The 18,438-nt window shown below is 39.6% G+C and carries 14 protein-coding genes; 6 read left to right on the top strand and 8 right to left on the bottom strand.

The annotated features are described in order from the left end of the window. Positions 1-41 precede the first annotated feature (41 nt). Together WDJ61_RS01935 and WDJ61_RS01930 are read right to left on the bottom strand one after the other, a co-directional pair. Entirely contained in the window at positions 42-1,535 is a 1,494-nt protein-coding gene (locus WDJ61_RS01935; RefSeq protein ID WP_338752777.1) for a peptide MFS transporter, read from the bottom strand. Positions 1,536-1,842: 307 nt separating this feature from the next. After that, the gene (locus tag WDJ61_RS01930; RefSeq protein WP_338752776.1) at positions 1,843-2,775 is read right to left on the bottom strand and encodes a manganese-dependent inorganic pyrophosphatase; all 933 of its coding nucleotides are present in this window, start codon (positions 2,773-2,775) and stop codon (positions 1,843-1,845) included. Between the two features lie 225 nt (positions 2,776-3,000). Here WDJ61_RS01930 and WDJ61_RS01925 point away from each other — a divergent pair, with 225 nt between their 5' ends. From WDJ61_RS01925 to splB, 5 genes are all read left to right on the top strand, one after another. Then, positions 3,001-3,969 carry a hypothetical protein gene (locus WDJ61_RS01925; RefSeq protein WP_338752775.1) on the top strand — a complete coding sequence of 323 codons (969 nt, stop codon included), beginning with the start codon at positions 3,001-3,003 and terminating at the stop codon, positions 3,967-3,969. 90 nt (positions 3,970-4,059) lie between these two features. Further along, a complete protein-coding gene (locus WDJ61_RS01920) occupies positions 4,060-4,572 on the top strand; it encodes a phosphatase PAP2 family protein (RefSeq protein WP_338752774.1) in 513 nt (170 codons plus the stop codon). Between the two features lie 111 nt (positions 4,573-4,683). Continuing rightward, the gene (locus tag WDJ61_RS01915; protein WP_338752773.1) at positions 4,684-5,994 is read left to right on the top strand and encodes an MFS transporter; all 1,311 of its coding nucleotides are present in this window, start codon (positions 4,684-4,686) and stop codon (positions 5,992-5,994) included. Positions 5,995-6,124: 130 nt separating this feature from the next. Then, the gene (locus WDJ61_RS01910; RefSeq protein ID WP_338754656.1) at positions 6,125-6,367 is read left to right on the top strand and encodes a transcriptional regulator SplA domain-containing protein; all 243 of its coding nucleotides are present in this window, start codon (positions 6,125-6,127) and stop codon (positions 6,365-6,367) included. An 11-nt stretch (positions 6,368-6,378) separates the two neighbouring features. Then, positions 6,379-7,407: a spore photoproduct lyase gene (splB, locus tag WDJ61_RS01905; protein ID WP_338752772.1), complete on the top strand. Its 1,029-nt coding sequence runs from the start codon at positions 6,379-6,381 to the stop codon at positions 7,405-7,407. A gap of 42 nt (positions 7,408-7,449) precedes the next feature. Here splB and WDJ61_RS01900 read toward each other — a convergent pair whose 3' ends face one another. The 5 genes from WDJ61_RS01900 to WDJ61_RS01880 form a co-directional block, all read right to left on the bottom strand. Beyond that, on the bottom strand, positions 7,450-9,429 hold the full coding sequence (locus WDJ61_RS01900; RefSeq protein ID WP_338752771.1) for a TRAP transporter permease: 1,980 nt from the start codon (positions 9,427-9,429) through the stop codon (positions 7,450-7,452). Between the two features lie 15 nt (positions 9,430-9,444). Further along, the gene (locus WDJ61_RS01895; RefSeq protein ID WP_338752770.1) at positions 9,445-10,464 is read right to left on the bottom strand and encodes a TAXI family TRAP transporter solute-binding subunit; all 1,020 of its coding nucleotides are present in this window, start codon (positions 10,462-10,464) and stop codon (positions 9,445-9,447) included. Between the two features lie 256 nt (positions 10,465-10,720). Continuing rightward, a complete protein-coding gene (locus WDJ61_RS01890) occupies positions 10,721-12,103 on the bottom strand; it encodes a sigma-54 dependent transcriptional regulator (RefSeq protein WP_338752769.1) in 1,383 nt (460 codons plus the stop codon). Continuing rightward, positions 12,104-14,137, bottom strand: coding sequence for a transporter substrate-binding domain-containing protein (locus tag WDJ61_RS01885; RefSeq protein ID WP_338752768.1), 2,034 nt, complete (start codon positions 14,135-14,137; stop codon positions 12,104-12,106). It lies immediately after the preceding gene. A 51-nt stretch (positions 14,138-14,188) separates the two neighbouring features. Further along, positions 14,189-14,629, bottom strand: a complete 441-nt coding sequence (locus WDJ61_RS01880; RefSeq protein ID WP_338752767.1) for an NUDIX domain-containing protein — start codon at positions 14,627-14,629, stop codon at positions 14,189-14,191. Positions 14,630-14,960: 331 nt separating this feature from the next. On the opposite strand from WDJ61_RS01880, the gene WDJ61_RS01875 reads away from it, so the two are divergent. Next, positions 14,961-16,181 (top strand): multidrug effflux MFS transporter, encoded by a 1,221-nt coding sequence (locus WDJ61_RS01875; RefSeq protein ID WP_338752766.1) that lies wholly within the window; start codon positions 14,961-14,963, stop codon positions 16,179-16,181. A 57-nt stretch (positions 16,182-16,238) separates the two neighbouring features. Here WDJ61_RS01875 and abc-f read toward each other — a convergent pair whose 3' ends face one another. Further along, positions 16,239-18,029 (bottom strand): ribosomal protection-like ABC-F family protein, encoded by a 1,791-nt coding sequence (gene abc-f / locus WDJ61_RS01870; protein WP_338752765.1) that lies wholly within the window; start codon positions 18,027-18,029, stop codon positions 16,239-16,241. Positions 18,030-18,438: the final 409 nt, after the last annotated feature.

Genomic DNA, 18,438 nt, shown 5'->3' with positions numbered 1-18,438 from the left:
TTAACATGGCCTTCACTTTAAATGAGTGAGGGTCAGCTCCTTTAGTTGACGCCTTTCATCATTTTTTGGATTTTTGGAGATAATAAGAATAGTAATATTCCTAACAGGATAGCTGCTCCTCCAATAATACCGAAATAAACAATTTCTGTTTCTTCTGTATAATAGCCTACGATTTTCGCGTTGATTGCTTGAGCTGAAGCATTAGTTAAAAACCAAAGACTCATCGTTTGTGCTGAAAATGCGGATGGCGCTAATTTCGTTGTCGCTGCTAATCCAACTGGCGATAAGCATAACTCACCAAGAACGACTAGGAAAAAGCTAAGCACAAGCCACAGCGGACTCGCAAGAGAATCTGTTCCATTCAGATAAGCTGGGAAGATCATCACTAAGAAAGACAGACCTGCGAAAAATAAACCAAGTGAAAACTTCTTAGCTGTAGAGGGCTGGCGCTTTCCTAACTTCATCCACAACCAAGCGAATACTGGTGCGAGCGTAACAATAAATAGCGGATTTAATGTTTGGAACCATGAAGATTTCAATTCAATTCCGGCAAATTGCAATTGAACACGTTCATCTGCATACAAAGCCAAAATGTTTGATCCTTGTTCTTGAATTGCCCAAAACATCATCGCAGCAATAAATAATGGAATATAAGCAAGTAAGCGTGAACGTTCCACATCTGTCGTTTTTTCACTTCGATACATAACAATAAAGTACATAGCTGGAATAACAATCCCTAAAATACTTACTAAAGTGACAAAGCGATCAATGGTTAAAGTACCAGTGACAATTCCGGCAGTTCCAAGTCCTGCAATCAAAGCCACAGCTAAACCAATCCGAGTAAATACCTTCTTCTTTTCTTCTGGAGCTAGTGGATTTGCTACATACGTACCCGCTAATCCAAGATTTTTCTTCTTTGTTGCAACAAAAACAGCTAATCCAATAAACATCCCGATCGCGGCAATCCCAAATCCAAGATGGAAATTATATTCCTGTCCTATCGTCCCTACAATTAGCGGTGCAATAAGAGCCCCTGCGTTAATTCCCATGTAAAAAATACTGAAGCCTGAATCGCGACGAGCATCTTCTTCGCTGTACACATCTCCAACAATACTGGAAACATTGGGTTTCAATAGACCTGTTCCGATCACAATTAAAACCATTGAAACAAACAATGCTGTTGTACCTGAAGGCAACGCCAACACGATGTGCCCAAGCATAATGAGGACACCACCATAAAAAACGGTTCGAGATGTGCCTAGTAAGCGGTCCGCTATCCAACCACCGATAATCCCTGACATATATACAAGTGAACCGTAAATAGACATAATCGCTAAGGCTGTACTTTTATCTAACCCTAGTCCCCCTTCAGAGACAGAGTAGTACATATAATAAAGTAAAAGGGCTTTCATTCCATAATAAGAAAATCGTTCCCAAAACTCAGTGAAAAACAATGTAAATAATCCTTTAGGATGACCAAAAAAACCTTTTTGCGGTACACTCTGGACAATCTTTTGCTTGTAGTTGTTGTCCATATTGCAACTCCTTCCAAAAATTTCTGCACTTCTCTATAATTTACAGTATTGTCTAAAAATTAAAAACAAAGAGAGTGTAATATATTAAATAGAAACTATTTTATCATAATTTTTTTCTGCTATATTGTCAATGTTAAACAGATTTTTTATAATATTTAAATATTTTAAAATTATAATTAAATATGTAAAATTATTTATTTTTATAAATTAAAACTTTATTTTACAGCAGATTTTTCACTCTTCATCCATGCATAAAAAAAGAGGCCTCCTCCACCTTGGGAAGAAGCCTCACTCTGTTCATTTATGATTACATGTCTTTTAACGTATCTGTTAATGGAGGGACGATTTGTTTTTTACGAGAAACGACGCCCGCTAAAATAGCTGTGTTATCTTTTAATTGTACGTTAAATGCTTTTTCAACCGCAGCTTGATCTCGACCTACAGCAAGTGCCACAGAGTCGCTGTTTAGTATATCCGTTACGACAAATAAGAATAAATCTAGTCCTTTTTCATCAACTGTACGGTTCAATGCCGCTTCAATTTCTGCTTTGTGCACAAGTACATCCGCTGTATCTACAGCATTGACTTGAGCGATTTCTACTTTACGGCTGCCCATTGGGAATACTTTCGCATCAAGAGAAATTAATTCGTCTACAGACTTATCACTAAGATCTGCGCCAGCTTTCAACATCGCTAGTCCATATTCTTCTGCATCGACTCCAGCAATAGCAGCAAGTTCACGTGCCGCTACAACATCCTCTTCTGTACAAGTTGGTGACTTAAACAATAAAGTATCTGAAATGATCGCAGACAGCATTAAACCAGCAATCTCTTTTTGAATAGACACACCATTTTCTTTGTACATTTTATTTAAAATTGTGGCTGTACATCCAACTGGCTCTGCACGGTAATACAAAGGATCACTCGTTTCAAAATTAGCGATACGGTGATGATCGATAACTTCAAGAATGCGTACCTCTTCAATGTCATCAACGCTTTGTTGGCGCTCATTGTGGTCAACTAAAATGACTTTGCTTGCTTCTGGAGCTGCTTTTTCAATTAAACGAGGCTGTTCTGCACCAAATTTCTCTAAAGCATACTCTGTTTCACCGTTTGTATTCCCTAAACGAACAGCCTCTACGTTCATTCCTAATTCTTTTTTCAATGCTGCATAAGCAATAGCTGAACAAATTGAATCTGTGTCTGGATTTTTATGTCCGAAAATAAGTACTTTTTCCATTCTTCTACTCCTCACTTACATAATATGATATATAGCGATACCGTACAGACGGTTCACCAAATGTTCTATGCCTCTATTTTACCGCAAATGAACAAGCTTTTCCTTAATTCTTTTTAAATTGAACAAAACCAATCGAATTAATAGGCATATTACTTATTAGAAACGTCTGTTATTTTTATTTCCCCGCTATTATAATGAAACTATACCAAAAAAAGGAGGTTTCCTATGAGTGAGATTTGGCCAGTTTTTTTTATTGGTATCTTATTGTTTATAGTTATTGCTGCACTTTCTAAGGTCAAGAAAAGAAAGAAAAAATTAAAACTCTACCGTATTCAAACCCCTCTGTTGATAGATGAGCGTCATCCTGAGTTATTATGGCTTGAAACTAGGCTTACTGAATCACTCTCTCCAGATTTCATTAAAAAAGTGAAGAGTCGCGTCCTAATGAATCATCCCGCATGGACAGATAATGATTTTGACTGGCGACTTTTTGAGTTAAAAAGATATTTTATTTTAGCGAAAATATTAAAGACAGTCCCCATGTTTAGTGAGGAAGTCGATGAAGTTTGGCATGAAATGTTAATGTTTACGAAGGATTATGAGACATTTTCTAATAAATTTTACGGAAATTTTTTACATCACACACCTAATATGGAGGTCGTCCCGATTCCAAATGAACGAGCATTATTTGATTGGGTCTATCTACAATTATTTGAACCAACTGCAAACAGCCGATTATTATGGGGAACATTTTTAAAGCACCCTCTTGAAGCCGAGCTGCTCGAAAACTTTCGAACATTATCCGAACCATCGTTATTAGAGCTATATTTTAAAAAGGATGAAGAAGCGGAAGACGCACAGAAAATACTCGTTCAGCTACTCAATAATGATATTCAACAAGCAGAATTTATCAAACAAGATGAGGACGATGAGCCTTTCAAACGCATGACTTCCGAAAATAATCATACTTATTTACTTCCCGCTATGGTTTATTTCTCTATGTATGAGGCTGAGGATTATCAACATGAGATGGATCATCTACTTCCTAAAGAAGCGTCACATGGGTCATCAACTTCTAGCGGCTGCTCTAGCTTTACGTGTGACTCAGGAAATGGATCGGATTCTTCTTGCTCCTCTTCAAATTGTTCTTCTGGATGTTCTTCCGGTTGCGGCGGAGGTTGTGGCGGCAGTTAAAACCGTTGCTCCTTATTTTCCCTTGTTTAATTATAGTTTAGCTGGGCAAGTTATAACTGTAATTCATCACTCTATAAGGGAGGCTGTTTGATGGACAAAAGGTTATTTTGGAGTATCCAACAGCTGTCAGGACGCTTCTTTCTAGTCGATCAATTCATGATTCTGCTTTCAAAAAGAGCCCGTTACGTGTATATGTTCGTTGTGTTGCTAAAATGGATATTGGATGGTCCACAAAGAAGAACGGCCCGATCTGCTACCTTATCTATCATAGTCGCTTGGCTGATTGATTTTGTTTTAAGACGTCTTTGTTTTAAAGCGCGACCATTTATGAAGCAAAAAGTCGGGATCTTGATTCCTACTAAAGCCGACTCTTCATTCCCAAGTAAACATACGCTGCTGGCATTTGCCGTATCTACAGCGATTTTTCTCCGTAATCGAGTGTGGGGACGTATTCTTTCTTATCTTTCAGGGTTGATTGGACTATCACGGGTTTGGGTAGGTCACCATTATCCTTCTGATATTGTGTTTAGTGCACTTATTGGCGCAATGACTGGAATGGTTGTTCATCAAAAAACTTCACACTGCAAAGAAGCTGACTCTTAAGTGTATGGCACAGGAGTCAGCTTCTTTTTTGTAAATATTGTGTAATTTTTTCTTCATTCGACTCCTTTTGAAAAATGGAAGATCTATAATAGAGAAAAAGAGGTGAAACCGATGGCTCAGTTTCAAGGAAAAGAAAACAGCCTACCCGTCAAACAACCAAAATGGGGGTTATTTTTCTCTTTACCTGTTCTTTCATGGGCGCTTTATGATTTTGCCAACACGATTTTTTCTTCAAATATTATTACGATCTTTTTCCCTTTCTATTTACAAGAGGCGATCGGAGGAAGCGAGCAGTTAAACCAAATTGCTAGTACGTTTATTTCATACGCTAACGCAGCAGCAAGCTTGTTTCTTGTCTTATTCTCCCCACTTTTTGGTGTAATGATGGACCGCACAGGCCGAAAAAAACGCTATATTATTCCTTTCACACTCATTTGTATATTATGTACGATCGGAATGGGTGTTTTCGCATCAATGAATCTCGAAAGTAGTCTATTTAAACTTCCAACAGCTCTTGTACTCGTCGTCTTGTTATTTGTCATTGCAAAGTTCTTTTACCACTCAAGCCTAATTTTTTATGATGCGATGCTTTCTGACTTAGGGACGAAAGAAACCATTCCGCTACTTTCTGGATTCGGTGTAGCAGTAGGCTATATCGGGACGCTCGCTGGTTTAGCCATTTATCCTTTCATTGGCGATGAAAATTTCCATCGGGCCTTTATTCCAACAGCCATTCTGTTCTTGCTATTTTCTTTACCGTTACTGTTAACAGGGAAGGAAACAACACCGCTGCCTCCCGCCGAAAAGGGGTCATTTCTGAAAGGTTACAAGGAAATTTATGCTACATTTAAAGAGATGAAACAACACGAAGCCATCTTTTTGTTTATGATCGTTTATTTCTTTATCAATGATGCAATTGCCACCGCGATTGCGATGATGGCGGTCTATGCAAAAGCCATTGTCGGCTTTTCATCAGGAGAGTTTATCCTTCTCTACTTAGTATCGACTGTTGCCAGTATTATTGGCTCATTCATTTTTGGCTATGTGACAAAATCTGTTGGCGCCAAACAATCTGTTATGTATGTCGGAATCATCTTACTGATCGCTTTATTTATTGGTACATTTGCTGTTAATGGAGCGATGTTTTGGGTAGCGGGAAGCTTATTCGGTGTTTCATTAGGAGCTGTCTGGGTCACTTCCAGAACCTTTATCATCGAGCTAACACCTGAAGACAAACGCGGACAATTTTTTGGCCTATTTGCTTTTTCAGGAAAAGTATCTGCCATCGTCGGACCAGTCATTTACGGAACGATCACTTTACTTCTAGCGGACTATGGCAATATCGCTAGTCGAACGGCATTAGGTTCTCTTATGATCCTTGTATTAATCGGTTTGTTCGTCCATCGCCGTATACGCATCTAAATGTATATTCAATAAAAGAAGGCACTTCTCATATAAGAAGTGTCCTCTTTTTCTTGAAAAGTAACGAATGTTTTCTTCATAACAAGACACTCTAAGGATAGATACATTTTTGAAGAAAGCAGGTGCTGATATGGAATTATCCGAACAAGCCTACCAAGCAGGGGATATCGTATATGTCATTTATCGTAATCCTCATACGTATACAGCTGCGAATGTGCAACAAGCCGCGGTTGTTCATCACCCGGAGCGGCCGGGAGAATTGGCACTGTTTTTATACGAAACATATTATCCTCTAGATCAACAAATTGCTATTTATCCATCTGAAGCGGCAGCGGAACAGGAATTCGCTCGTTACTTCGGGGCGATTGAGTAGGAGGTTGAGCATTGGTTAAACTTTTTATTCCTCAGCTTGTGTATATCGAGCCCCGAGCACTAGAGTATCCACTTGGACACGAATTAAAAAAGAAATTCACCAATATGGGGATTGAAATTAGACAGACAACCTCTCACAATCAAGTGCGAAATTTACCCGGTGATAATCATTTCCAGCAATATCGCATCGCTAAATCTACTCTTGTCGTCGGGGTGCGTAAAACGCTCAAATTTGATACGTCAAAGCCATCTGCTGAATATGCTATTCCTTTAGCTACGGGCTGTATGGGACATTGCCATTATTGCTATTTACAAACAACGATGGGAAGTAAGCCTTACATTCGAACGTATGTGAATACCGAGGAAATATTAGAAGCAGCACATAATTATATGGCCGAGAGAGCACCCGATATTACTAGATTTGAAGCCTCTTGTACATCAGATATCGTTGGTATTGATCATTTAACCCACTCGTTAAAGCGAGCGATTGAATTTTTTGGTGAATCTAAATATGGCAAGCTTCGATTTGTGACAAAGTTTGCCCATGTTGATCACTTGCTAGATGCGAAACATAATGGGAAAACGCGCTTTCGCTTTAGCATGAATGCAGACTATGTGATCAAACACCTTGAACCTGGAACTTCTAGACTGGCCGAACGGGTAGAAGCAGCAGCAAAAGTAGCGAAAGCAGGCTATCCCCTTGGTTTTATCATTGCCCCAATTTATTTATATGACGATTGGCAACAAGGTTATTTAGAGCTATTCCAAACATTAAAAGAAACATTGCCAACCTATGCTACGAAAGACTTAACCTTTGAACTCATTCAGCATCGATTCACGAAACCAGCGAAACGTGTCATTGAAAAAAATTATCCGATGACGAAACTAGAAATGGAAGAAGAAAAGCGCCAATACAAGTGGGGACGATATGGAATCGGAAAATACGTCTATAAAAAAGAAGAACAAGAGGACATTCAAACTACTTTCGGACGCTATATCGAACAATACTTTCCCGAAGCTAAGCTTGAATATTTCACATGATCAAAAACAGCTGTCAGGAACCCCTAACAGCTGTTTTGATCATTAAATCGCGTTTGAATCTTGTACTTTCGGTCGCCCTTTAGAACGAGATAGAATCTGTTGACCTAAAACAAGAGATAGTACGACAAATCCAGCAATATCCGTCCATAGACCAGGAACAATTAATGTGACGGAACCAATTAAACACAAGGCTGCGAGCGGCAATGGAAGATCTGTAATAAAGTATCTTTCTAGCGCTACGCTCAAGCCTAGTATGCCGATAATCGCGGTAATTGTCACCCAAACAACTTCCCATGGACTAGTTACATTCTGCATAAGAAGTACCGGTGAAAAGACGAAGATATACGGAATGATGAAGCCAGATAACGCTAATCGTAACGCTTCAAATCCGGTCTTATTCGGATTCGCCCCAGCAAGACCCGCTCCCGCAAAAGCAGCTAAAGCAACCGGTGGCGTTACGTTGGCTAAAATTCCGAAGTAGAACACAAACATATGAGTAACAAATGGATCAACTCCTAGTTCCAGCAAAGCAGGAGCTGCCATCGTGGCCGTAATAATATACGTCGGAATAGATGGAAGACCCATCCCCATAATGATACAAGCCACCATCGTAAAGAATAGCGTTAAGAACATTTCCCCTTGACCAAGTACAAGAATCGACTGGGTCAATTTTGGCCCAAGACCCGTTAACGTGCTAACACCAACAATCAAACCAACCATCGCACACGACATCGCCACACCTAGAGCGGCACGAACTCCTTCTTCCATCGCAGAAAGAATTTCTCTAATGCCCATACGCGTTTCTTTATTAAACCAACTAACAACAATGGACAGAACAATCGCATAGAAAGCAGCATATAGCGGTGTCTTCCCTGCCATTAACATACCGATTAAGACAAAGATCGGGATCAATAAATGACCGCCGCTTTTTAACACTTTCCAGAAGTTCGGCAATTCAGCTCTAGACATCCCTCTTAAGCCTAATTTTTTTGCCCGGAAATGGACGATTAGAATAATGCCTAAATAGTATAAGAAAGCAGGTAAAATCGCGGCAAGAGCAATCTGATTGTATGGCATGCCTAATGTTTCTGCCATAATAAACGCGGTTGCTCCCATAACAGGCGGAATAATTTGCCCACCGACTGAAGCCGTAGCTTCCACCGCTCCAGCAAACTCTGGCTTGTAACCGACACGTTTCATTAATGGAATCGTAAACGCACCCGTTGTTACCACGTTTGCAAGAGCACTTCCATTAATGGAGCCGAGCAATCCACTCGAAATGACCGATACCTTCGCAGGTCCACCAGACGTATGACCAGCTACACTAAGCGAAATATCCGTGAAAAATTTTCCCATGCCTGATTTATTTAAGAATGCGCCAAATAAAATAAAGAGAATAATGTAGGAAGCAGAAACAGAAATGGCAATACCGTAAATCCCTTCTGTTGATAAATACATATATGCCACAATATCTTCTAAATCTTTACCTGAATGCTTTAATAAATCAGGAAAAGAGTGTCCGAAAAAGGCATAAGCAATAAATAAAACCGTTAAGATGGTCAAAGCATTCCCTGCTACCCGACGACCACCTTCAATAACCACGATAATCGTCAAGATACCAAAAGCGATATCTACATTACTCGGCATGTAGATGGACATTCTTTCCGCAATTCCTTCATAGTCGAAGATCATATAGCCACCCGTAGCAAGGGCTGCTACTGACCATAGCATATCGACGATCGTCACTTTATTGCTTGAATTCTTTTTATAAAAAGCTGGATATAGAATAAATACTAAAGCAGCGATGATCGCTGTATGCAACGACCGGTGACGAAGGGCATCAAGCGGACCGAAGTAAGCTGTATATAAATGATAACCAGCTAGGCCAACACTTAAAATAAACACAGCCCAACGCCAAAATCCTGCATCAATTTTTCGGAATCTTGATTCACTGTCATACTTTTGAAGAATTTCTTCCTCTCCTCCGGCTGTCTCCGGCATTGTGTTTTTGCTCTCTGTCATGAAGTCATCCCCTCTCTATTGGATTATTCCTTTTTCTTTGTAATACTTCTCTGCTCCTGGGTGAAGCGGCAACGGCAGCTCTTCCACCGCTTTGTCTAATTCAATTTGCTTCGCTGCATTGTGAGCATTGCGAAGGTCATCTAAATTCTCAAACATTGTTTTTGTCAATTCGTACACTTTTTCATCGGATAAATCTTTATGAGTAATCATCAAGTTGTTCACTAGCACTGTTTCACGTGCATCTTTTACACCTTTATACGTGTTAGCTGGAATCTCCCCTACTTTAAACGCAGGATATTTCTTTTGCAGCTTTTCTGTTAATTCTTTCGGTACTGGAATAATTTCTACTTCATCTGTGGCGGCTAATTCCATAATTCCTGAGTTTGGATAACCGGAAGAAAGAAAGGCGGCATCAGTTGTTCCATTTTTAATCCCTTCAATTCCTTCTGAAAAAGATAAAAAGTCCGCATTCATATCGTCATATGTAATACCCGCTTCTTGTAAAATGCGCTTGGCTACAATCTCTGTTCCACTGCCAAGAGCTCCAACGGCTACATCTTTACCTTTTAAATCCTCTAATGTGCGAATGCCTGCTTTTTTAGGAGCGACAATTTGCATATAGTTCGGATACAGTGAAGCGACCGCTCTTACATTTGACAGCGCTCCAGAGCGAACAAAATTCCCCTCTCCCTTATAAGCGTCTGAAACCGTATCCGCCATCGCTAAACCAAGCTCTGCTTTTTGTTTACTAATTTTCATTGTGTTCTCAGCGGATGCTCCTGTTGTTTGGGCACTGGCTTGAGCACCTAATTCGTCCCCATAAATTTTGGCTAAAGCATTTCCCAATTGAAAGTAAACCCCTGAAGTCCCCCCTGTTAAAATCGTCACCGGCTCTCCTGCAAGAGGCCCTTCCGCCTGAGCGTTGTTTTTGGAATCGTTTTCATTCTCTTGTTTACTAGAGGACGTATTACTACATGCAGTAGTAAACGTGAGAATAGCAATGAGTAAAAGAATTAGTGCTGTATATTTTTTCATTTTCCCACCCCTGTTGTAATTATTTTTTATTCTTATTTATGCAATTGTTGTGCCGTTTTAAAAATTCAGATAATAATAACCGTATTTTTATTGATGATCAATAGAATAAACCTAGCGTTTTCAAGCTTTGAGGCCCCTTATCTATTTTTTTAGTTGTTTACTTAAGCGAAGTAAATAGTCAGTGGTAGCTTCATAAAAGCGGCAAAAAATGCCGGGTGAGAACGGCAAAATGTTCCTACCCGGCATTTTTTTCATGCTATTTCTGCTCTTGACGATACAGTTGTAATTTATTGCGAAGATTTCTTTCACTGATCTCTAGTGCACTGGCCGTTTGCCGACGATTCCCTCCACAGTGTTCAAGTACTGCCTCAATAATTAACCGCTCAGCTTCTTTCATTGTCGCTTCAATAGGGACTTCAATCACTTCTTGATCATTTGTTGAATGCTCTAACATAGTTGAGGATTCCTTTGTCTTTACCGCAGTGATTGGTAAATCCTCTAGTTGAATGACTCTTTCTTTTGCCATCGCTACGGCATATTCAAGAATATTACCTAGTTGCCGAATATTACCCGGATAGTCATAGTTGATGAGTTGGTCGTACGCTCTGGAGGAAAGTGTAGGCAAAGGTCGTTGCATTTCTTCTGCATATTTCTTTAAAAAATATGAAATTAACAGATCAATATCCTCTTTTCGATCACGTAAAAGCGGTAGCTGGATTGGAATGACGTTCAAGCGAAAGAATAAATCTTCACGAAATGAACCTTCCTCTATCATGCTAAGCAAATTTTTATTCGTTGCACTAATAATCCGCACATCTACATTTTTCGTTTCGGTCGATCCAAGCGGCGTAATTTCCTTTTCCTGTAATACCCTTAACAGTTTTGCTTGCAAGGAAGGCGGCATTTCACCTATTTCATCTAAAAACAGCGTCCCACCATTCGCAACAGCCACCTTCCCTTCTTGGCTGCGCACTGCTCCTGTAAAAGCACCTTTTGCATAGCCAAACAATTCACTTTCAAGCAAGGCTTCCGGAATCGCCGCACAGTTCACAGAAATAAACGGTCCATTCTTTCTTTTTCCTTGCCGATGAATCGCTCTCGCTACTAATTCTTTACCTGTTCCGCTCTCTCCAAAGATCAACACACTAGAATCAATATCTTTCACACGATCAATAAGGGAAAATACTTGCTTCATCACGTCGCTTTCCCCAATCATTTGGTCATAACCTTTAATTTTCTCGATCGTATCGCTTAACTCGCGAATTTTATGGTGTAGCTGCCGATGCTCCAGTGCCTTTTCAAGTAAAAGTTCTAACTCATCAAGATCTAATGGTTTGGTAATGTAATGATAGGCACCGCGCTTCATCGCTTCAACTGAGGATTCAATCGTTCCATAGGCGGTCATCATAATAACGGCTATGTCCGGCTGAATCGTTTTTATTTCAGTCAGCACCTCAAGCCCGTTATATTTCCCAAGCCGCCAATCGAGTAGCACGATATCCATACTCTTTTCTTTCAAAAGCTCATATCCGTTTGGAACATGAGTCACGGCAGTCACTTCGTATTCATTTTCTAAAGCAAAGCGAAGAGAAGACCCAATAGCCGATTCATCATCAATTATTAGTATAGCTGGCTTCATCTATCTTTCTCCTCCTTCTACCTCTGTAGGCAGTTCAAGAGAAAATGTAGTCCCTTGCCCCTTTACAGATTCAATATTCATCTCTCCATTGTTCTCTTTCACCCATTGATAGCAAAGGGTTAATCCAAGCCCTACCCCATGATCTTTCGTCGTGTAAAAAGGCTCTAAAATATGAGAAATTTCTTCTTTCTCCATACCGCATCCAGTATCCGATACACGAATGACACCTATTGCCTGATCTGTTTTAGCTTCAATCGATAAAACTTTTTCTGAACGATTTTCCATCGCATCGACCGCATTCAACATTAAATTTAGCATCACTTGCTTCATTTGATCGGGATCACTATACAGCATCATGCCTGATTCAATCTTTAAATGAAGCTGAATGCCTTTTTTTCTTAATGTTGGCTGAATGATCGCCTCTAGCGATTGAAAAAACGGCTCTACAGCAAACATCTTCTTCTTCGGATATTTCGGCCGAGCATAATCAAGCAGGTTTTCCACAATTCGATTCATCCGATGAAGGGCTTCTGGTACATGCTTTAACAGCTCTTCTCGAAACACAGAATCCTCATATTTACGCGGAAGTAAATCAATAAACATTTTCATCGATGTCAGCGGATTACGAATTTCATGAGCCACTCCGGCTACAAGCTGTCCAAGCGCCCGCATTTTTTCTTGAGTAGCAAGCTTCTCCTCAAGTATCCTTGCTTCTGAACGGTCAGCAAGCGTCAATAAGTAACCGTTCATTTGCCCCCTTTCTTCATAAAGTGGAATTAAGCGGTATAAGAAAAATTGTGTTTGACCTTCATGCTCAATTTCAATTTCGTCTTTCAATAACTCCATTTTCTTATCCCACATATGCTCATATGTATGAAGAATACGGCGAATGAGCGGTTGTTCTAAAATATCATCCGTTTGCACAGCTTTCCTGTCTGACAAATGAAGCATTTGCCTGGCACTCTGATTCATACTGGTCAGTTGAAAAGACTCATCGAATGTAAGAATGCCATAATACATATGATTAATAATTTGTGTTTTAAAAGCATTGGCATCAGAAATAGCTCGACGCTGCACTTCAAGCTTTTCATTGGCTACTGCTAACGCAGAGGTCCGCTTTACCACTTCCCTTTGCAGACGTTTATTCCATATGTACGTCATGTACAAAACAGCAAATGTCAACGTGATTAAAACAATTAGACAAACGATCCAATTTTTTAATTGCTTCAATTGTTCATCTGTGCCAGAGGTAAACCATTCATTATACAGTTGCTGATACTCCCCACTCGCTTCCATATGGTTTAATGATCGATTAATCAAGGACAACAATTCTGTGTCGCCCGGATTAACAGCGACTGCAAACTCTGAAGGTACACTTAAATGATCCAACACTTTATATTCAGTTTGTTTGCCTGCCTTTTCTAAATAATATTCAGCAGTCCATTTATTCGAAAGATAAGCATCTGCGCGTCCCATAAACAAAAACTGCAAGGCGTCTTCAGGATTAAGTGCTAATAGAAAATCAACTCTTCTAACATTTAATAATAGATCAAAAGAAACAGGCTCCTCCTGCATAACAATCGTTTTTTCACGTAAATCCGTTAACGTTTTCACTTTAGAGGCAGATTCATTTGGAATAATAACGGCATCAGCCATCGTGAAATACGACTCTGAAAAGGCAAAGCGTGCACTTTGTTCGGCCGAATATTTCATTCCCATAATGGCATCCACCTCTCCTTTTTGAAGAGCGTCTGTTGCCTGATAAAGATCCATCGGAATGTACTCAAACTCTACATCCTCATTTGCCGCAATATAGTCAAATAATGCGACACTAAAACCAGTAAACTCCCCTTTTTCATTTATAAAAGAGAAAGGAGCTAAATGTTGTTCACCAGCAATTTTATATACTTTTTTTCCTTCCTTAGCCTTTGTTTGCTTAGCATGACCAACAATACTAGTAGTAGTAAAGGGGGCAAACACAAGTAATAGACTGAAACAAAGGAAAAGATAAATAAGCCGAAAGCGCACATACATAGAGGCTTCTTACTCCTTTTTTGAATATTGCTATTATTGTAGCATATTCCACTAACGAATAAAGGCCTTCTCTTCATTAGCCAAAGCATCATCAAGCCAGCGCGGATGCATCGGCAATAAGTCAGCAGGTAGCTGATCTATCTCAAAGAATTTCACATCCAATGATTCATCAGAATAATAGCGTAACTCTCCTCCAATAATCTCAGCTAAAAAACAAGTAGTAATAAAATGAACGGTCCGACCATCTGGATAAGCAAAAATTTGTGAAGATGGCTCTGAATAAACGCCGATTAATTTTTTGATACGAATATGTAGGTTTGTTTCCTCATGAATTTCACGTATCGCCGCTTCCGCCACCGTTTCTCCTGGCTCCACATGACCAGATGGCAACCCCCAAAGACCAACATCCGCTCTCTTTTGCAACAATACTTGCTTTTTTTCATTGAAAACCACCATAGCTACACCTGGATACACTTGTAACCCTTTACTCATTGTTTTCCCTCCATTTCAAAATAAAAAAGGTCCGGGAGAAAGCATTCAGCGCATACGAAACACGCTGAACCTTTCCCCTCGGACCTTTTATGTCAATAGGTGCCTTCTGCTATTGCAGAAGAGGTAGCCCTCGGTCACAGACCTTCTCAAACAGAAGCGGAACCCTAGCTACAATTTTCCAGTTCTATTTTATTTTATATGGAGGGTAGTAAAAAGACAAGGTCTTTCCCCTCTTAAGCTAACTATTAGCACTATTCTAAAGGTGTATATTTCCAATCTATATGTTAGAGTAATTTCATACTTTGAAAAATAACTAGAAAGGAGACAGAAAATGAATTCATTAGAAAAACAAACAGAGCTCGCGAGTCCATTCAGCAAAGCTTGGGTCGTGCTCATTCTTGGTTCATTAACCGCTTTTGGTCCATTATCGATGGATATGTATCTGCCTGCTCTTCCAATGGTAGCAGAGGACTTACATACAACGACTTCACTCGCACAATTAAGCTTGACAGCTTGTTTACTAGGCTTGGCAATTGGACAATTAATTTTCGGACCTTTAAGTGATATACAAGGAAGACGTAAACCACTTATTTCTACTTTACTCATTTATTCAGTGGCCTCAGTGCTATGTGCTTTTAGCCCTAACATTTGGATACTCGTTTTCCTTCGCTTCGTCCAAGGATTAACGGGAGCCGCTGGGATTGTTATCGCGCGTGCTTCTGCTCGTGACTTATATTCTGGAAAAGAATTAACGAAGTTTGTTTCTTTACTCGCTCTTGTCAATGGAGCTGCGCCAATTCTTGCGCCCATTTCTGGAGGAGCCGTATTAAATTTCACTTCTTGGCCTGCCGTTTTTATCATTTTAGGCGTTATTGGGTTGATAATGTTTTTAGCGGTGCTTTTCTTTTTACCAGAAACATTGCCTATGCATCATCGGTCAGAAAGCAGTTTAAAAGCGACGTTGAAAACATTTGGGACTCTATTAAAAGACCGTTCATTTATGGGATTAACCAGTACACAAGCGTTGATTATGGCCAGCATGTTTGCCTACATTGCGGGATCGCCTTTCGTCCTGCAAAATATTTATGGCGTCACTCCACAACAATTTTCAATGTTATTTGCCCTTAATGGATTAGGAATTATTATTTCAGCCCAAATCGCGGGGAGATTATCTAGTACGGTTGGCGAAACGAAGCTACTTTTAAGCGGCATTTTAATGGCCTTTACAGGAAGCCTGTTACTTATCATTGTTGTCATTGCCAAGCTTCCACTACTCCCTATGATTATCGCACTCTTCCTTATTGTTTCTAGCGTTGGTATGGTCTCAACGACAGCCTTTTCTTTAAGTATGCAAAGACAAGGAGAATCGGCGGGAAGTGCTTCTGCTCTATTAGGATTACTTCCATTTATCGGTGGAGCAATCGTGTCTCCACTCGTTGGGATCGCAGGTGACGAAAATGCTTTACCGATGGGAATAATTATTTTCAGTTGTAATAGTATGGCATTATTCTCCTATTTCTTCCTCATTCGTAACCGTTCGCTAACTAATTGAAAGAAAACAGCCGTCAGCCCTGATTCCAACAAGCTGACGGCTTTCTTTTTTATCCCATTATTCTTCCATCGATTTCAACTGCTCTAATTGTTGTTTCAGTTCTTTTGCTTTTTCAAGCCGCTGCTCTTCTGCTTCAACGCCTTCCTCACTTAACAGCTCTGCAAGCTCCCATTCTAATCGTTGCTGCTTATTTCTTATCTCTTGACTCTGAGGTGAGATGCTTACATGCTGTTCCCATTCTTCATAAGTGCCGATGTAGTTAGACACCTTTCCATTCCCAATCATTGCAACCTTATTCGTGATTTTCCGTAACAAATATGGATCATGGGCAACCACGACAACAGCCCCTTGGTAGGCAACTAACATTTCTTCTATCCGTTCACGAGTCGCAATATCTAAATAATTAGTCGGCTCATCTAAAATCAGCAAATTAGCTCCAGAAAAATAAAGCTTTACAAAGGCGACACGACACTTCTCTCCCATGCTTAACTGCTTCACTTTCTTATAAACCTCTTCTTTTCGGAATAAGAAGCAAGCAAGGATCGTCCTTGCTTCGGACTGAGTTATATTTGGCAAAGACAAAAGTTCTTCCAGAATCGTTCGTTCGGGATGCAAATTTTCAAGCTCTTGAAAAAAATAACCGATGTTTAGTTGTGGATTTCTTGTAATAACTCCGCTTGTCGGCATTAATTTCCCGGCCATCAGTTTTAATAACGTCGTTTTGCCGCTACCATTTTTACCGATAACCGCTAGTCGATCACCACGCTTAATTTGCATGTTTACTTCACGAAGAACAAGGTGGGTCCCATAAGAAAAACTAACCTGATTGACATCTAACATTCTCTTTCCAGAAAAATCTTTCGCATCAAAGCTCGCTTGAATAGAAGGCGTCTCTTGCGGTTTTTCAACACGTTCATTTTCTAACCGTTCTAACTCCTTCTCCTTCGTTTTATATTTTGTAGCTTGTTTAGCCGCTTGTTTCTGTGCAACGGGGTTACGTACGCTAGCAGCAGCATTCGCTTGTTGATACCAATTTTTATACATTTGAATCGTGTCTATTAATTTCTTTCTCTCCTGTCGTTGCTTCTCATACAAAGATTGAAGCGACTTCATTTCATGATCTTTTTGCGTTTTATAGGCTTGATAGCCACCTTGATATTTTTTCATTCCTTTTTCCGTTAATTCATATGTCATCTGAGCCATCTGATCAATGAAGTCACGCTCATGAGAAATAAATAATACACTGCCTCGATAACGACTTAACCAATCCTGAAGCCACTCGATCGTCTCCGTATCTAAATGATTCGTTGGCTCATCAAGAATGAGTAATTTAGGCGATTTTATCATTACCCTCGCTAGCTTAGCACGCGTTTTTTGTCCGCCACTCAAACTAGAAAACGGCAATTCCCATACAGGCTCTAATAGACCGAGCTGATTCAGCGTCTTTTCCACTTGTACTTCCCATTGATACCCATCCATGTCTAAATATTTTTGAAGAGTTTGATTGTAATCATCCAACCGTTTCTCCTCTTGGCTCTTTAACAATTCTCGTTTAAGTTGGCTCAACTCCAGATGCTCACTTTCCACCCACTCGCGAGTAGAAAGACAAACATCACCGTCAGAATCTTGCATCATCCAACCGATTTCATCACGAGAAATCCCAAACGTTATTTTCCCTTCTTTCATTGGTATTTGTCCAAGAATCCCTTTTAAAAATGTGGTCTTGCCTACACCATTCTCTCCGATTAAAGCCACTCGTTCATTTTCCTGAATCTCTAATGAAGCTTGTTCAAACAAGGTCACTCCATCAAACTCCATCTTGGCATTCTCTATTTTTAAGATAAACATACAAATTCCTCCATCTTTCTTCACCAAAGAAAAAAGCAGGAAGTGCCATTGGTTGATGGCCAACTAAAGGCTCATCAATTCAAATTAGTTTATGAGCTAACCCTTTATATAAATAAAAAACACAGGCTATACATACACCTGTGTCCTTACATGAAATAAAAAAGAATAGACTACACCCTCTAATTCAAAGGGTTTTACTATACTTATTTATTTCTATTCCGATCAAGGCATTTAAAAATAGACACAAATATCCCGCTTCTTTGCCAAGGCAAAGTCATTTTTTTGCTTTTCAATTAATGAGCGAAAAAAATTATTGGATATCCATTGTGCTATTTTCGATACCTCCTCCATTTATTTATAGTTATGATAACACAATCACTAGATTTTTACAATTCTAATCTCAATTTAT

The organism is Bacillus sp. FJAT-52991 (assembly GCF_037201805.1).
GTDB classification, from domain to species: domain Bacteria; phylum Bacillota; class Bacilli; order Bacillales; family Domibacillaceae; genus Bacillus_CE; species Bacillus_CE kandeliae.
The sequence above is the reverse complement of the archived record's forward strand: the minus strand, read 5'-3'. Positions and strand labels throughout refer to the sequence as shown.

Bases quoted from the DNA above. Each gene is read 5' to 3' on its own strand.
- WDJ61_RS01935 (WP_338752777.1), bottom strand. From the start codon at position 1,535: ATGGACAACAACTACAAGCAAAAGATTGTCCAGAGTGTACCGCAAAAA.
- WDJ61_RS01930 (WP_338752776.1), bottom strand. From the start codon at position 2,775: ATGGAAAAAGTACTTATTTTCGGACATAAAAATCCAGACACAGATTCA.
- WDJ61_RS01925 (WP_338752775.1), top strand. From the start codon at position 3,001: ATGAGTGAGATTTGGCCAGTTTTTTTTATTGGTATCTTATTGTTTATA.
- WDJ61_RS01920 (WP_338752774.1), top strand. From the start codon at position 4,060: ATGGACAAAAGGTTATTTTGGAGTATCCAACAGCTGTCAGGACGCTTC.
- WDJ61_RS01915 (WP_338752773.1), top strand. From the start codon at position 4,684: ATGGCTCAGTTTCAAGGAAAAGAAAACAGCCTACCCGTCAAACAACCA.
- WDJ61_RS01910 (WP_338754656.1), top strand. From the start codon at position 6,125: ATGGAATTATCCGAACAAGCCTACCAAGCAGGGGATATCGTATATGTC.
- WDJ61_RS01900 (WP_338752771.1), bottom strand. From the start codon at position 9,429: ATGACAGAGAGCAAAAACACAATGCCGGAGACAGCCGGAGGAGAGGAA.
- WDJ61_RS01895 (WP_338752770.1), bottom strand. From the start codon at position 10,464: ATGAAAAAATATACAGCACTAATTCTTTTACTCATTGCTATTCTCACG.
- WDJ61_RS01890 (WP_338752769.1), bottom strand. From the start codon at position 12,103: ATGAAGCCAGCTATACTAATAATTGATGATGAATCGGCTATTGGGTCT.
- WDJ61_RS01885 (WP_338752768.1), bottom strand. From the start codon at position 14,137: ATGTATGTGCGCTTTCGGCTTATTTATCTTTTCCTTTGTTTCAGTCTA.
- WDJ61_RS01880 (WP_338752767.1), bottom strand. From the start codon at position 14,629: ATGAGTAAAGGGTTACAAGTGTATCCAGGTGTAGCTATGGTGGTTTTC.
- WDJ61_RS01875 (WP_338752766.1), top strand. From the start codon at position 14,961: ATGAATTCATTAGAAAAACAAACAGAGCTCGCGAGTCCATTCAGCAAA.
- abc-f (WP_338752765.1), bottom strand. From the start codon at position 18,029: ATGTTTATCTTAAAAATAGAGAATGCCAAGATGGAGTTTGATGGAGTG.